At 65.4% G+C, this 16,019-nt stretch carries 10 protein-coding genes; 2 read left to right on the top strand and 8 right to left on the bottom strand.

Annotation, left to right across the window (positions count from 1 at the left end; all coding sequences use genetic code 11):
* Nucleotides 1-39: 39 nt before the first annotated feature.
* The 6 genes from LFL96_RS04185 to LFL96_RS04160 all read right to left on the bottom strand — a co-directional run bounded on the left by LFL96_RS04185 (nucleotide 40) and on the right by LFL96_RS04160 (nucleotide 6,098).
* A complete protein-coding gene (locus tag LFL96_RS04185) occupies nucleotides 40-780 on the bottom strand; it encodes a lysozyme inhibitor LprI family protein (RefSeq protein WP_281000551.1) in 741 nt (246 codons plus the stop codon).
* 2 nt (nucleotides 781-782) lie between these two features.
* Nucleotides 783-3,068 carry an arginine/lysine/ornithine decarboxylase gene (locus LFL96_RS04180; protein WP_280998353.1) on the bottom strand — a complete coding sequence of 762 codons (2,286 nt, stop codon included), beginning with the start codon at nucleotides 3,066-3,068 and terminating at the stop codon, nucleotides 783-785.
* Between the two features lie 87 nt (nucleotides 3,069-3,155).
* Entirely contained in the window at nucleotides 3,156-3,725 is a 570-nt protein-coding gene (gene dcd / locus LFL96_RS04175) for a dCTP deaminase (protein ID WP_280998351.1), read from the bottom strand.
* 253 nt (nucleotides 3,726-3,978) lie between these two features.
* Entirely contained in the window at nucleotides 3,979-4,512 is a 534-nt protein-coding gene (locus tag LFL96_RS04170) for a superoxide dismutase family protein (RefSeq protein ID WP_280998349.1), read from the bottom strand.
* Nucleotides 4,513-4,643: 131 nt separating this feature from the next.
* The gene (gene apbC, locus LFL96_RS04165; RefSeq protein WP_280998347.1) at nucleotides 4,644-5,732 is read right to left on the bottom strand and encodes an iron-sulfur cluster carrier protein ApbC; all 1,089 of its coding nucleotides are present in this window, start codon (nucleotides 5,730-5,732) and stop codon (nucleotides 4,644-4,646) included.
* 75 nt (nucleotides 5,733-5,807) lie between these two features.
* Nucleotides 5,808-6,098, bottom strand: coding sequence for a hypothetical protein (locus LFL96_RS04160; protein WP_280998345.1), 291 nt, complete (start codon nucleotides 6,096-6,098; stop codon nucleotides 5,808-5,810).
* Here LFL96_RS04160 and LFL96_RS04155 point away from each other — a divergent pair.
* Both LFL96_RS04155 and metG read left to right on the top strand, forming a co-directional pair.
* Entirely contained in the window at nucleotides 6,082-6,735 is a 654-nt protein-coding gene (locus tag LFL96_RS04155; protein WP_280998342.1) for an OmpA family protein, read from the top strand. The genes LFL96_RS04160 and LFL96_RS04155 overlap by 17 nt on opposite strands.
* A 372-nt stretch (nucleotides 6,736-7,107) precedes the next feature.
* Entirely contained in the window at nucleotides 7,108-9,246 is a 2,139-nt protein-coding gene (gene metG / locus LFL96_RS04150; protein ID WP_280998340.1) for a methionine--tRNA ligase, read from the top strand.
* A gap of 172 nt (nucleotides 9,247-9,418) precedes the next feature.
* Here metG and LFL96_RS04145 read toward each other — a convergent pair whose 3' ends face one another.
* Complete coding sequence (locus tag LFL96_RS04145) at nucleotides 9,419-13,879, bottom strand: translocation/assembly module TamB domain-containing protein (protein ID WP_280998338.1); 4,461 nt, start codon at nucleotides 13,877-13,879, stop codon at nucleotides 9,419-9,421.
* A 28-nt stretch (nucleotides 13,880-13,907) separates the two neighbouring features.
* Nucleotides 13,908-15,761 (bottom strand): autotransporter assembly complex family protein, encoded by a 1,854-nt coding sequence (locus LFL96_RS04140; protein WP_280998336.1) that lies wholly within the window; start codon nucleotides 15,759-15,761, stop codon nucleotides 13,908-13,910.
* Between the last annotated feature and the right edge of the window lie 258 nt (nucleotides 15,762-16,019).

The raw sequence follows: 16,019 nt of genomic DNA, 5'->3' as shown, positions 1-16,019 counted from the left end.
GGGATTGACCAGATTGCCGGCGCGCCCGGCGCCGGGCGCTCAGCTATTGCCCGCGGTCTCCGACAAACGCTTGAGCGTCGCCACCCGCGCACCGATGATGTCGATGCGGCCGCGCTCGTCGAGCAACGGCGTGCTGGCGTTCAGATACGCATTCCACGCACGTTGCGCGCGCACCAGCGTCGGCCGTGAACGCGCCGGCATCTTCGTCTGCAAGCGACGGTAGTAGCGGTTCAGATCGAACATCGCGTGTTCGCATTGCGCGTCCACGCGACAGGCCCGCAACCGCACGGCCGGCGTGTTACCCGTATTGGCGACCGCGCTACGCAGCACAAGCGCACGGTCGCGCACCGGCTGTAACTGCATGTCGGCTTCGGCGAGCACGTACATCGTGCCGTGCGTCGTCGCGAAGACGGCGGCCAGCAGTTGCTTCTCGGCATCGCGCGATGCCTGCCAGCTCGTCTGGCTCTTTTCCCACTGCTTGCGGCGCGCGGGCGGCAACTTCTGCTGAAGCTGCTGCCACGCATTGTCGAGCGCGGTCTTCCAGCCGATCCGCGCGTTGTCCATGCACTGCACCTGTCCCATCGTCGACGACATGTCGCTGCGCGCCAGACACGCGCGCATCGACGCATCGATCGGATCGGCCGCGGCCACCTCGGCATGCGCCAGCGATGGCGCCGCGCCAAGCGCCACGCTCAGCAGCACAGCCGAGAGCGCCGCCGCACACGCCGCCGGCAAGCGCAGCGCGCGCTCCCCGAGCGGCCGAAGCGCGATCCCCCGCATCGTCAAACGCGCACGCAATCGACGAAGTACTCGATGCGCCCGTTGACCGTTTCGCCGACCAGCCCGTGGATATCCGTATGGAAGCCCGGGAAGCGCTCGTTGAACTCGCGCGCGAAACGCAGATAGTTGACGATGGTCTTGTTGAAGCGTTCGCCCGGAATCAGCAGCGGAATACCCGGCGGGTACGGCGTCAACAGGATCGACGTGACGCGGCCTTCGAGTTCGTCGATCGGTACCCGGTCGATCTCGCGGTGCGCGAGCTTGGCGAACGCGTCGGACGGCTTCATCGCCGGCTCCATGCTCGACAGGTACATCTCGGTGGTCAGACGCGCGATGTCGTTCGCGCGGTACACGCTGTGAATCTGCTCGCACAGATCGCGCAGGCCGACGCGTTCGTACATCGGATGATGCGAAACGAACTCGGGCAGCACGCGCCACAGCGGCTGGTTGTTGTCGTAGTCGTCCTTGAACTGCTGCAGTTCGGTGACCATCGAGTTCCAGCGGCCCTTCGTGATGCCGATCGTGAACATGATGAAGAACGAGTACAACCCGGTCTTCTCGACGATGATGCCGTGCTCCGCCAGATACTTCGTGACGATCGCGGCCGGAATGCCGGATTCGCCGAAGCCGCCGTCCATGTCCAGACCCGGCGTGACGATGGTCGCCTTGATCGGGTCCAGCATGTTGAAGCCTTCGGCGAGCGGGCCGAAACCGTGCCACGCGTCGTTCGGGCGCAGCATCCAGTCCTCGCGCGAACCGATGCCTTCCTCGGCGAACTGGTCCGGGCCCCACACCTTGAAGAACCAGTCGTCGCCGTATTCGGCGTCGACCTTGCTCATCGCGCGGCGGAAGTCGAGCGCCTCGGCGATCGATTCCTCGACCAGCGCGGTGCCGCCCGGCGCTTCCATCATCGCGGCGGCCACGTCGCACGACGCGATGATCGCGTACTGCGGGCTCGTCGACGTGTGCATCAGGTACGCCTCGTTGAAGCGATGCTTGTCGAAGCGGCTGTTCTTCGAATCCTGCACGACGATCTGCGACGCCTGCGAAATGCCGGCCAGCAGCTTGTGCGTGGAGTGCGTCGCGAACACCAGCGCGCCGATGCGCGGACGGCCCGCGCCGATCGCGTGCATGTCCTGATAGAACTCGTGGAACTCGGCATGCGGCAGCCACGCTTCGTCGAAGTGCAGCGTGTCGAGCCAGTCGCCGAGCATTTCCTTGATCATCTCGACGTTGTAGATCACGCCGTCGTAGGTGCTCTGCGTGATGGTCAGAATGCGCGGCTTGAGGTTCGGGTTCTTCGCCAGCGCTTCGCGCGCGAACGGATTCGCCTCGATCTTCTTGCGGATGTTTTCCGGCTCGAACTCGCTGCGCGGAATCGGACCGATGATGCCGAAGTTATTGCGCGTCGGCGTGAGGAACACGGGAATCGCGCCAGTCATCGTGATCGCGTGCAGGATCGACTTGTGGCAGTTGCGGTCCACCAGCACGATGTCGCCCGGCGCGACCGTGCCGTGCCAGACGATCTTGTTCGAGGTCGAGGTGCCGTTGGTCACGAAGAACACGTGGTCCGCGCTGAAAATGCGCGCGGCGTTGCGCTCCGAGGCCGCCACCGGGCCGGTGTGGTCGAGCAGCTGACCGAGTTCGTCGACGGCATTGCAGACGTCCGCGCGCAGCATGTTCTCGCCGAAGAACTGGTGGAACATCTGGCCGAGCGGGCTCTTCAGGAACGCCACGCCGCCCGAGTGCCCCGGGCAGTGCCACGAGTACGACCCTTCGTCCGCGTACTGCACCAGCTCCTTGAAGAACGGCGGCGCGAGCGAATCCAGATACACCTTGGTTTCGCGGATGATATGGCGCGCGACGAACTCCGGCGTGTCCTCGAACATGTGGATGAAGCCATGCAGTTCGCGCAGGATGTCGTTCGGCAGATGGCGCGAGGTGCGCGTTTCGCCGTACAGGAAGATCGGAATGTCCGCGTTGCGGCGGCGCACTTCGGTCACGAACGCGCGCAGCGCGACGATCGCGGCGGCCAGCTCCGGCGTCTCGCCTTCCACCACCACGTTCTCGACGTACGGCAGCAACTCGTCGTCGTCGATCGACAGGATGAAGCACGACGCGCGGCTCGACTGCTGCGCGAACGACGTCAGATCGCCGTAGCTCGTCAACCCGAGGACTTCCGCGCCTTCTTTCTCGATTGCTTCGGCCAAAGCCCGGATGCCGGAACCCGAGATGTTCTCGGAGCGAAAATCTTCGTCGATGATGACGACGGGAAAACGAAACTTCATGGGCGATTCTCCAAAAAGAACGACCGCTGCATTCTGTCAATCGCAGCGGTCACCCGGTGTAGCTGGTGGATCAGTACGCTGCCGGCGTCACGTCTTGGGCAACGTGACGCCGTGCTGACCTTGATATTTGCCGCCGCGATCCGCGTACGACGTCTCACAAATTTCGTCGCTTTCGAAGAACAGCACTTGAGCGACGCCTTCGTTCGCGTAGATTTTCGCAGGCAAAGGTGTCGTATTCGAGAATTCCAGCGTGACGTGCCCTTCCCATTCCGGCTCGAACGGCGTCACGTTGACGATGATCCCGCAGCGCGCGTACGTGGACTTGCCGAGGCACACGGTCAGCACGCTGCGCGGAATGCGGAAGTACTCGACCGTGCGGGCCAGCGCGAACGAATTCGGCGGGATGATGCACACGTCGCCCTTGAAATCGACGAACGACTTCTCGTCGAAGTTCTTCGGATCGACGATGGTCGAGTTGATGTTGGTGAAGATCTTGAATTCGTCGGCGCAGCGAATGTCGTAGCCGTAGCTCGACGTGCCGAAGCTGACAATCTTCCGGCCGTCTTCGGAGACGCGAACCTGATCGGGCACGAACGGCTCGATCATCTTGTGCGACTCGGCCATGCGCCGGATCCACTTGTCGGATTTGATAGTCATAGGTGAACGCTGCTCGACGTGAATGACAGGTGTGTGACGGAAAACAACCCGGGAAGTGCCGGGCGACAGTGAACTTCTTGCTTTGCGCCGTGATTTCGCGTTCCGGCTTCGCGCCTTGATTGCGCGCCGGCTGGTGCCAGGCGCCGCGAGAAGCCGCCGCGAACGGCCGCGGACGACGAAAGGCGCTTATTTTACGCGATCGCGAGCAGGCTGCCGTGATGGGGAACGCAAAGCGGCGCGCGGGAGGCGCCGCTTACTGCCGGATCAGGCCGCAAGCGAGCGCGGGCCCCGCGCCGTGCGGCGGATACGCATACGAATCGCTCGGATCGCGATGCAGCAGCACCGCGCGTTGCAGCACCGAGCGGATGCCGTCCAGCGCCACATCCGGCGCGACGATGAAGCCGGTGGCCACGCCGTTCGCGTCCGCGTGGATATTGCCGAGGTCGCCTTCCACCCGCGCACCTGCCTTCAGGCGCTCGGCGGCCGGCGAGAACACTTCGCCGGCGCTCGCGCCGTCCGCGGCATTGCAGTCGCCGCGTTCGTGAACCTGCAACGCGTGGTCGCTATTGGGCGGCAAGCCCGCGAGATTGTAGGTGACCTGCACGCCGTCCGAACGCTCGATGAACGTGACGAGGCCGCGCGCCTGATTGCCGATGGTGGGCACCAGTTGCGCGTCGGCGCGTTTTTCCTGTGGTCTCAGGAACGTGCTGCAGCCGCACAGCAGTACGCTGCCCGCGGCCAGGACGATGAACGCATGTACCGCGTGCCCGTCGATTCGTTTTCCCATGCGATCCTCTTGCCGGCCTGGCGGCCGCCCCTGCGGCCGCCGAGCCGAACTTGTGAAGCCGACATGATACCGCGAGAGCACCCGCGAATAGACCCCAAAACGACCCCAAAGCGCCTCGTCCGGATGGCCAGTCAGGTGTTCTGCACGACGATGTTCGGAAACTTCGAAGTCATGTCCCGCGCGCGCTCGGCGATATGCACCGCAACCTTGCGCGCGATCGACCGGTAGATCTCCGCGATGCGCCCGTCCGGATCGGCCGCGACGGTCGGTTTGCCCGAGTCGGCCTGCTCGCGGATCGCGATGTCGAGCGGCAGGCTGCCCAGCACGTCGACGCCGTATTCCTTGCCCATCCGCTCGCCGCCGCCGGCGCCGAAGATATGCTCTTCGTGGCCGCAATTCGAGCAGATATGCATGCCCATGTTCTCGACGATGCCGAGAATGGGAATGCCGACCTTCTCGAACATCTTGAGGCCCTTCTTCGCGTCGAGCAGCGCGATGTCCTGCGGCGTGGTGACGATCACCGCGCCGGTCACCGGCACGCGCTGCGACAGCGTGAGCTGGATGTCGCCGGTGCCCGGCGGCATGTCGACGATCAGGTAGTCGAGATCCTGCCAGTTGGTCTGCCGCAGCAGCTGTTCCAGCGCTGACGTGGCCATCGGGCCGCGCCACACCATCGGGTTGTCCTGCTCGATCAGAAAGCCGATCGAATTGGCTTGCAGGCCATGACCGGTCATCGGGTTCATCGACTTGTCGTCGGGCGATTCGGGACGGCCTTCGATGCCGAGCATCATCGGCAGCGAGGGGCCGTAGATGTCCGCGTCGAGAATGCCGACCGACGCGCCCTCGCTCGCCAGCGCGAGCGCGAGATTGACGGCGGTCGTGCTCTTGCCGACGCCGCCCTTGCCCGACGCCACGGCGACGATATTTTTAACGTTCGGCAAGAGTTTCACGCCGCGCTGCACGGTATGCGCGGCGATGTCCTGCGAGACCTCGACGCGTGCGTTCGCCACGCCCGGCACGGCCTGAAGCGCTTGCGCGAACTGCGCGCGAATCGCCTCGAACTGCCGTTTGGCCGGATAGCCGAGTACCACCTGAAGACTGACCGTGTCATGCTCCACGGCCACGTTCCTGACGTTTTTAGCCGCCGCGTACGGCCGGCCGGTGTTGGGGTCAGTGACGGCCGCGAGAGCGGCGTCGACCAATGCCCGATCGATACTCATTGAGACTCCGTGGGGAACACCTGCGGCGCGGCGGAATCGAAGTCTCGGCCACGCGCCGGAATTTGAAAGAAATTGTTAGACGGCATTGCGAAAACCATGCTCGCCGGGCACGCTTCGGGCAGACGCAACCTCATGGGGCCGCATCGCCGCGTACTTCAGCCGACATTGTAGTGGTTGACGCCTGGCCTTGCCGGAAGACCCTGTTCGACTGTCGGCCGGGACCGTCGGCGCGGCGGAATTTCCCGTCTCGCGATCCGTCTGCTTTACTGAAATAGCTGAAACAACCGCCGGCCAGAACGACTGACCGCCACTCGCTGCTTCACCCGCTTGATTCAAGAGGAAATCGAAAATGAACGCAAAAAACATGACTCGCCTGGCTGTTTTCGCCGTTGCCGGCTCGCTGCTGGCCGGCTGCGCAACCCAGCAGGGCACTAACACCGCGGTCGGTACGGGCGTGGGCGCCGGCACCGGCGCGGCACTCGGCGCGATCTTCGGCGGCGGCAAGGGCGCGGCGATCGGCGCGGGCGTCGGCGCGGCGGTGGGCGGCATCACCGGCTACAACTGGCAGGCCATCCACAACAAGCTGTCGGGCGCGACGAAGGGCACCGGCACGCAGATCACCGAACAGCCGGACGGCTCGCTCAAGCTGAACATCCCGAGCTCGGTCACGTTCGACACCAACAGCTACGCGGTCAAGCCGTCGTTCGCGCCGGTGCTGGACCAGCTGACGCAAACCATGCAGCAGAACCCGGAACTGATCGCGCAAGTGGTCGGCTATACGGACAGCACGGGTCAGCCGGCCTATAACCAGACGCTGTCGGTCAATCGCGCGGAAAGCGTGACGGGTTACCTGGGTCAACGCGGCGTCGCGCCGCAACGCCTGTCGGCACAAGGCATGGGCCAGAATCAGCCGATCGCCGACAACAACACCGAAGCCGGCCGTGCGGCCAACCGTCGCGTGGAAATCTATCTGCGCGCCACGGCTCAGCACGCTACGCAATAAGCATCTGACTTCAGGGGACAGTGGCGCCGGCCGGCGCGAAGTTTTTGCCGGCCGGTGACAGACCGTCAAACACGCGGAAAGCGGAACAATCGAAATCTCGCGCGGACCGAAAAAAATTTCGAACTCTGCCGAAAATCCGCTGTCTGTCTTTACGGTACGTGGCTGGCGAAGCCGCCGCGTCACCATTCTCCTCTTGTCGTTGTTGCTCCGGGGTTAATAACCCCGGTTTTTTTTGGGCGCCCGCTTTTCATGCGGCGCACACGTCCGGCAACACGCGGCATGCGCTGCCCCTGGCCATCCGGCCTATCCCGTCTCGCGCGGCTGCCCTGCTAGAATCAACCTTTCGTCCCACCGCAGGCTCCCACCATCCCTATGTCAGCACCCGCAACCGATCTCTCCGCAGGCGCGCCGTCAGGCCGTCGCCAGATTCTCGTCACGTCGGCCCTTCCGTATGCGAACGGGCAAATCCATATCGGCCACCTGGTCGAATATATCCAGACGGACATCTGGGTCCGGACGTTGCGAATGCACGGGCACGAGGTCTATTACGTGGGCGCCGACGACACGCACGGCACGCCGATCATGCTGCGCGCGGAGAAGGAAGGTCTCACGCCGAAGCAGTTGATCGACCGCGTGTGGCAGGAGCACAAGCGCGACTTCGATAACTTCGGCATTTCCTTCGACAATTACTATTCGACGGATTCGGAAGAGAACCGCGTCCTCAGTGAAAACGTTTACCTCGCGCTGAAGGAAGCGGGCCTGATCGAGGCACGCGACATCGAACAGGCGTACGACCCGGTCAAGGAAATGTTCCTGCCGGACCGCTTCATCAAGGGCGAGTGCCCGAAATGCGGCGCGAAAGACCAGTACGGCGACAGCTGCGAAGTCTGCGGTTCGACCTATCTGCCCACCGAGCTGATCAATCCGTACTCGGTCGTGTCGGGCGCCACGCCGGTGCGCAAGACCTCGACGCACTACTTCTTCCGTCTGTCGGACCCGCGCTGCGAGAATTTCCTGCGCGCGTGGGTGGGCGGTCTGGCGCAGCCGGAAGCGACCAACAAGATGCGCGAATGGCTCGGCGACGCGGGCGAAGCGAAGCTCGCCGACTGGGACATCTCGCGCGACGCGCCGTACTTCGGCTTCGAAATTCCGGGCGCGCCGGGCAAGTACTTCTACGTGTGGCTGGACGCGCCGATCGGCTACTACGCGAGCTTCAAGAATCTCGCGCAAAAACGCGGGCTCGATTTCGACGCGTGGGTCAAGCACGGTTCGAAGGCCGAGCAGTATCACTTCATCGGCAAGGACATTCTGTATTTCCACACGCTGTTCTGGCCGGCCATGCTCGAATTCTCGGGTCATCGCACGCCGACCAACGTGTTCGCGCACGGCTTCCTGACCGTGGACGGCGCGAAGATGTCGAAGTCGCGCGGCACCTTCATCACCGCGCAGAGCGTGATCGACACGGGCCTGAATCCGGAATGGCTGCGCTACTACTTCGCGGCCAAGCTGAACAGCACGATGGAAGACCTCGACCTGAACCTCGACGACTTCCAGGCGCGCGTGAACAGCGACCTGATCGGCAAGTACGTGAACATCGCGAGCCGCGCGGCCGGTTTCCTGATCAAGCGTTTCGACGGCAAGGTGCAGGACAGCGCGATGCAGCATCCGCTGCTGGCCACGCTGCGCGCCGCCGTGCCGCAGATCGCCGCGAACTACGAAGCACGCGAATACAATCGCGCGTTGCGTCAGACCATGGAACTGGCGGACGCGGTGAACGCGTACGTCGATAGCGCCAAGCCGTGGGACCAGGCGAAAGACCCGGCGAACGCGGTCGCGTTGCACGAGACCTGCAGCGTGAGTCTGGAGGCGTTCCGCCTGCTGTCGCTGGCGTTGAAGCCGGTGCTGCCGAAGCTCGCGGAAGCGGTCGAGGCGTTCCTCGCCATCGAACCGCTGGTGTGGGCCGACGCCAACGTGCCACTCAGCTCCACGCGCGCAATCAACGCGTACAAGCATCTGATGACGCGCGTCGATCCGAAGCAGATCGAGGCGCTGCTCGCCGCCAATCGCGATTCGCTGCAAGCCACGCCGGAAGCGGCGGCGCCGGCTGACGCGAAGAACAAGGCGAAGGCCGCGAAAGCGGCCGCGCCGGCGAACGGCGACGACGCGTCCGGCATCATCTCGATCGACGACTTCGCGAAGATCGACCTGCGCATTGCGAAGATCGTCGACTGCAAGGCGGTGGAAGGCTCGGACAAGCTGCTGCAACTCACGCTCGACGTCGGCGAGGAAAAGACCCGCAACGTGTTCTCGGGCATCAAGTCCGCGTATCAGCCGGAGCAGTTGATCGGCAAGCTGACGGTGATGGTCGCGAACCTCGCGCCGCGCAAGATGAAGTTCGGCCTGTCGGAAGGGATGGTGCTGGCCGCGTCGGCAACGGATGAGAAAGCCGAACCGGGTCTGTACATTCTTGAACCGCACAGCGGCGCGAAACCGGGCATGCGCGTGAAGTAAAACGCGCGGTGAAGAGCACGGTGGCGCCATGAATCTGTAGCGCTCTGCTCTCAACCTCAGCGCAAGCACCAACAAAAAACGGCACGCTTTAAAGCGTGCCGTTTTTTTATGCCCTCTCTCATGCGCGCGTACCCGTGCTTCACTCCACACGCCGCATCGACCCGCGATCACCTCACCATCTGATCCGGTCGAACCGCCGCGTGTACAGCAGCGTCGCGCCATAGAACGTGCCGCCGAACGCCGCGACGGACCAGTAGCGCGTCAGGTTGACGGTCGCCTTGATCGCGTTGCTGGCCGACTGCAAGCCCTGCTCGTAACCGAGCACCAGCCATTCGTTGATCGCCTTCGACACCATCACCACCTGCGGATCGGTCAGCCCCACTTCGCTCTGGCCGACCGAGAACTCGTCGAGCCCGAATGTCTGCGCGATCCGCTTGCCGCTTGCGCTACCGAGCAGCGCGAGCGCCGTCGTCATGGTGCTTTGCTGACCGAGGTTATTGCCCTGATCCGTGCCGTGACCGAACAGCAGCCACGAGAGCTTTTCGTTATCCGCGACGTTCGGTTCCGACACCAGCTTCGCGACCGGGAACTGCACGGTCCCGGTCACCTGCACGCCTGCCTCGACCTGCTGGTTGCGGCGCATCGCCAGGATGTTGATGCCGGGGTTGGCGACCGGACCGTTGAACGTGAAGAAGCCATTTTCGATGTTCAGCTTGCGGCCGAACGCGGTGTACGTCGATCCCTGCGTGACGCGCACGTTGCCCACCGCGCGCAGCGGCAGGTTCGGCGCGCTCAGCGCGGTGATCGTGCCGGTCAGGCCAAGATCGGCGCCCTGACCACGGAAGCGGAAGTGATCGCCGAGGCTGATGTCGATATCCGCGCGCGGCGCGAACGGGCCGATCGGCTTGTTGGTGCCGGCCACCTGCGGCGTCCGTTCGCCCGCGACCGTGCCGTCCGGACGCACGATCACCACGTCGTCGCCGAGCTTCGGCGCGGCCTGTTCGGGCAGGTCGAACAACGCGTGATCGACGGCGAATTTGCCGTTGATCGCGAGGCCGCCCTGCGCGCCGGCATTCGCGACGCTCGCGCTGCCCGACAGCGACAGATTGCGGTCCGGCGCCGCGAACAGTTCGAGCTTGTCGGCGACGATGCTCGCGGTCAGGTCCGGTTCCGCGCCGTCCAGCCGTACGCGGCCGGTGGCGCGCAGCGTGCCGCTCGCACCGTGGAATTCGACCTGCTGGAAGTCCACCAGGTTATGCGACAACGCGATACGTACCACGCCGTCCTTCAGCTGCACGCCCTGGTCGACGAGTGTCGCGGACAGACCGTCGCCGAGCAGCGAACCGGTCAGGTTCGGCTTGGCCAGCGTGCCGCCCAGCGCGACCTTGAGCGCGAGGTGACCGTCGAGCAGATAGCTTGGGCCGAACAGTCCGCCGGTCGTTTTCAGCGACGGGATATTCGCGTTCACGTTGCCGCTGAGCGCGCTTTCCTCGTCGACGGTCAGAAAGCCGTCGCGCGCGACCAGCGTGGTGTGCGCATCGGCATCCAGTACGCCGATGCGGCTCGCCTGCGCATGCACGGTGGTGTTGAGCCGGTTGCCGCCGCTGAATTCGGCGCGCGCGGTCATGTCGGTGATGCCCAGCGACGCCAGGCCGCGGCCGATTTCGACCGTCACGTCACCACCGCGCCGCTTCAACTGGATGTGGCCGCTCGCCGTGGTGCCAAGCGCGAAATCCCAGTCGCCGTCGAATACCAGATCGGTCTTGACGACGGCCGGCTCGCCGGTGATCTCGTGGCGCAGATCCTGCAAACGCGCGAGCGAGATATCGGTCAGGCTACCGGTCGACTGGATCTTGCCGTGATCGAACGCGAAGGTTTTCAGGCTCAGCACCGCGCCTTCGAGCGTCAGGCGCGTGGCCCCGAGCGTCAGATGCTGCGGCCCCGCGCTGACCGCGAGCGGCGCCTCAAGATTCAGCGCGGGCGTGCCGCGATTCTGCAGACGCGTGAGCGTGCCGTCCCAACGCGTGCCGTCGCGCGCATCGGTCAGCTTGCCGTTGGCGGCGAGCGTCAGGTCGAGCGGACGGCCCTGCAATTTGCCGGTCGCCGCGGCTTCCAGCGTGTGGTTGGCGCGCGTGCCGGAGAGCCGCGCGGCGAGCGTGGCCAGGTCGACACCGCCCGCGCTCAGATCGCGCGCGTCGGTCGTGAAGGCGAGCGCGCCGTTCGCGCCGTCGCGCAACTCCGCGTGGCCTTCCGCGTGACCGACGCGATTGCCGCCGAACGCCACGCCGTCGGCCTTGTAGTTGACCACGACGTTCGGATGCGCGAAGGAGCCGGTCACGTCGCCGTCGGCGGCAACGAGGCCGGCGAGGCCGAAACCGAGACGCTCGAGCTGCGGCGCGTCGATGCGGAAACGCAGACGATCGCCCGGCGCGCCGAAACTGCCTTGCAGGTCCACCAGGTTTCCCGCCACCGACACATTCGCGCGGCTCGGCAAAATGCGTGAGCCCGCCAGCTGGACGGTGCCGCCGCCGGTCAGCGGCAGGTTGTCGTAGACGCTCGGACCGAGTTTGAATTCGGCCCTGGTCGTGAAGACCGGGCCGAGCATGCCGGCCGCCGTGAGCGTGCCGGTGACGCGCGCTTCGATCTTGCGCGCCGCGGGCGCGGGCGCGGCACGTTTGGGTGCGGACGCTTTGCGCTGGACGATTTCCGTTTTGACCGCTGCCTTGGCGGTATTTTTCACGACAGCGGCGGCCTGGTCGGTAGGCGCCGCGCTTTTCGCGCCGGCCGTGCTGCCGAACTCGGCGGCGGCTTCGGTCTGGCGGTTTTTGGTTTGGCGTTGCCCGGACGCTGCCTCGGTCTGTTTGGTGTGCCCGCTTCGCGCTTCGGCCGCGCCTTTTTTGCCTTTCGTGTTCCCGCCGGTTTTACCCACATCCGTGGCCCCAGACGCCGACGCCGTCACCGGTTTGCGCGACGGCATCTGCGAGGTCAGCGTCAGCGGATCGAAGTCGGTGAGCTGCGCCTTGAGGTTGTAGGTGGAATTCGCGTCATGCTTCAATGCGCCCGACAGTTCGATGCGGCCCTTGCCCGAGGTCACGCGCACGTCGTTGAAGCTCATGCGGGCGGGGTCGAACGTGATCTTGCCCTGTGCGCGCAGCGCCGCTTTCGGATCGGCGAGATCGAGCGTCAGGCTCTGTATGTCGTCGTTCAGGCGAATGCCGATGGGACCGGACAGTTGAGTGGGCCGCACGGTGGCTTCGAGCGCGTTCAGGTCGAGCCCGGCAACCTGCAGGTCGAACTGGCCGCGCTTGCCGGTCAGTGTGCCGCCGCCCGTGAGCGTCGCGCTTTTGACGAGCCGCACGGCGAGGTTCGAAATGCGCTGCGATTGCGCGTCGAGGCGGACGTCCGCGTTGGCGTCGATGACCGGCAGCAGGTTCTGATCGATCGCGCCGGGTTTGGCATTGACGATCGACACGTGACCGGCGACGGCGAAATTCGCGGCGGTAGCGCCCGCACCACCGGACTTGCCGTGGCGATCACCGCCGGCGTGTTCGTGCGCTAAAGCGCTGCTGGCCGCGCCGGTTGCGCTTGCCGTAGCCGCGCCGCTCGCCCCCAGCACAACCGTTTCCGCCCCCGCCTGCCCCACCGGCTGCAACTCCGCCCGCACCGCCAGATCGGCCAACGGCGCGCCCGGTGCAAACGCCTGCGGATTCACGTGATCGAAAGTCAGCGTCGCGCGCTGCAACGGCACCGCGCCGAACGGCGTGGCCTCGACCCGTGCATGCCCGGCGAGCTTCATGCCGCTCGCGTCGAGTTCGGCGACGAGGTTTTCGAGCGACCCGCTGAGATGGCCGCCCACCTGCACGGCTTCGTCGTTGACCTTGCCCGAATAACCGACATCGCCCGTCAGCGCGAATGGCCGCGCACCGTCGAGCTTCGCCGACGCCGTGACCGCGCCGAACGGCGTATCGAGCCGCTCGATCGCCGCTTCGTGATGCCGCCCGTCGCTGCGCCCATGGAACGCGAAGTGCGAGAACTCGTTCGTCGACCCGCCGTCGTGCAGCAACAGCCTGTCGAGCTGCACGTCGCGGATGTCGAGCTGCATCGGCAGACGCAGATCTTCCGGCAACTTCAACGGTTCGCTGCTGCTCGACGACGAAGAACCGATGCGCGCATCGACGGTGCCGACGTGCAGATAGTCGATGGTCAAGCGCCACGGCGCACGCGTCAGCGCCCAGCGCGCCGCCACGCGATCGACGCGGATATCGGTGCCGCTGCCATCCAGACTGCGCCAGCGCACGTCGCGCAATTGCAGGCCGTTCGCGAGCGAACCGCGCTCCAGCGTGCCGGCCAGCTTGCCGCCGAGCAGCTTGACCGCCGCCTGCCATGCATAGGCCGTACCGCGCTCGGTCGTCAAAGCGCCATATACGAGGCCGACCGTCAGCGCGGCCAGCAACACCAGCACGACGAGCGTCCACGCAAGCGTCTTCAGCAGTACACGGCCAAGGCCTGGACCGCGCCGACGCTTCGGCGGCGGCGCATCAGGCGACGGCTGCCCAGGCGGCTGGGCGTCAGGCGGCTGCGTGGGCGGCCCGGGCGGCCCGGCAGGCGGTTGAGCGGAAACGTCCGTGGTCATGCGGAAATCATGTCGAGGCGAGTGTTCATCAGAAGGCAATGCCCAGCGTCAGGTACGGCCGCACGCTCTTGTTGCGGATGCCGTAGGCGACGTCGACATTGACCGGGCCGACCGGGCTGCGCCAGCGCGCGCCCACCCCGACGCCGGGGTAAAAGACTTTTTCGCCCCAGGTGTCGGTGGCGGTGCCGATATCGAAGAACGCCGCCGCGCCCCAGTCGTGCGTGAACCAGTGCTGGTATTCGGTCGCGGCCGTCACGAGATATTTGGTGGGCAGCACCGAACCGTCCACCTCGTTACCGATGCTCTGATAGCCGTAGCCACGCACCGAGTTCGAGCCGCCCGCGCGAAACAGCAGCGAGGCCGGGACGCCGCTCGAACTGCCGCTGGTGAACACGCCGCCGAGTTCGGCGCGGAACAGCACGAGATCCTGCTTGCCGATGGGCAGATACTGCTGGCCGCGCGCATAGCCGCGCACGAAGGTCTGATCGGTCAGCAGGCCCTTCACCGCGAAGCCCGCCTCGACGTGAATCAGGTTGCCCTTGCGCGGAAACAGCGGGTCGTCGGTATTGCGGCGGGTCCACGACCACGCCGGCACCAGCGCGCGGCTGGTGGTCGGCGCGATCGCGTTCTGGTCGAGCCGGTCCTGGTAGTACAGGATCGAGTAGTTGTAGTCGATGAACTGCGAGGTACGGGCCCGCTGCACGCCGCCCCGGATGCTGTAGATGCGCGTGTCGGAGACATCTGTGGTGGTGTAGGACGCCAGCACGCTATTGGTCCACGCGCGCGGCCCCGGCGGCATCGCCAGTTGAATCTGGCCGTACTGCTGGATCTGATCGGCGCGGCCCTCGACGGTGAACGGCCACGCCTTGCCGAACGTGTCGAGATACGAGTACGCGCCCTGCAGCAGCGGGCCGTTGTCGGTCGAATAGCCGAGACCGCCGCGAATGCTGTTGTACGGATACTCGGACACCTTCACGTGCACCGGCGTGTCGACTGGTTTGGCCGGGTCGCTGTCCACGTCGATCGCGACGCTCGCGTAGTACGGCGTGTTCTGCAACTGGCGCTGCAGCTCGGCGACGCGCTGCACGTCGTAGATATCGCCGACCGAGATCGGATTGACGTTGTCGACGATCTGTTCGGGATAGCGCCGCGTGCCCGAGACATCGAGCTTGCCCATCGTGAAAGTCGGACCGCTGTCGAACTCGACCGACAGCTTCGCCTCGTGCGTGCGCGGATCGATCAGCGCCTCCGAGTGGTAGATCTTCGCGCCCAGGTAACGGCGCGCCTGCAAGGCCTTCAGCGACGCGTTCTTCGCGTCGTCCCAGTCGCCCTGCGAAAACGGCTCGCCCTCGTGCAGCGAGAACGCGAAGCGCGCGGCGTTTTCCTGGGCAGGGTCCTCGGTCTGCACCGGTCCGCGAAACGACAGCGACACCGACGAGATACGCGTCTGCGGACCGGGGTCGACGCTCACGGTGACGCGTTTGGTGGCGTCGACGGTGCGAACGTCGGTCCGCACGACCGGCGTGAAATAACCTTGGGTGGCGGCCAGATCGCGCACTTGTTGCGGCGTGGCCGTGATCAGAAACTCGAACTGGTCGTCGCTGACGTCGGGCCGTTTGGCGAAGCGCGCGATATCCAGGTGCGCTTCGAGCAGCTTGCGCAGCGAGCGCGGCGTGGCTTCGATGTCGACCTTGTAGCTGGCGGCGGCACGCGCCGCGTGCGCCGCGCCCGAGGCCAACGACAGCATGACGATGCCGAAGGCCAGCCACGCGCGCAGCCAGCGCGGCGCGGACGATACGGCCGAGGCGGCCGAGGCCGTGCCGCGTCCGGAACCGGCCTTGCCGCGCCGCGCCTGCGGCTTAACGATCGCACATCCCGCCAAACAGGACCTCCGGCCACGGTTGATGATAGTTGTTGCTGAATGGATGCTGGCTTGTCGCCGAGCCGCGCCACGGCGGCCGAAGCACGCTATTTGACCACATCGGCGCAAGGCCGCGACATCTCTAAAGGGTTCGATGCACGCCGCCACGCGCCCGGCTTTGACGCACTGCACATAAACCGGTTCCGGGGAATTTTCCGGACGATGCGACGGCATTGCCGCGCCTGTAATCGGTTGCGGCCGGTCATTGCCCGGCATCCT

It is taken from the genome of Paraburkholderia sp. D15, from assembly GCF_029910215.1.
Classification (GTDB): Bacteria; Pseudomonadota; Gammaproteobacteria; order Burkholderiales; family Burkholderiaceae; genus Paraburkholderia.
The sequence above is the reverse complement of the archived record's forward strand: the minus strand, read 5'-3'. Positions and strand labels throughout refer to the sequence as shown.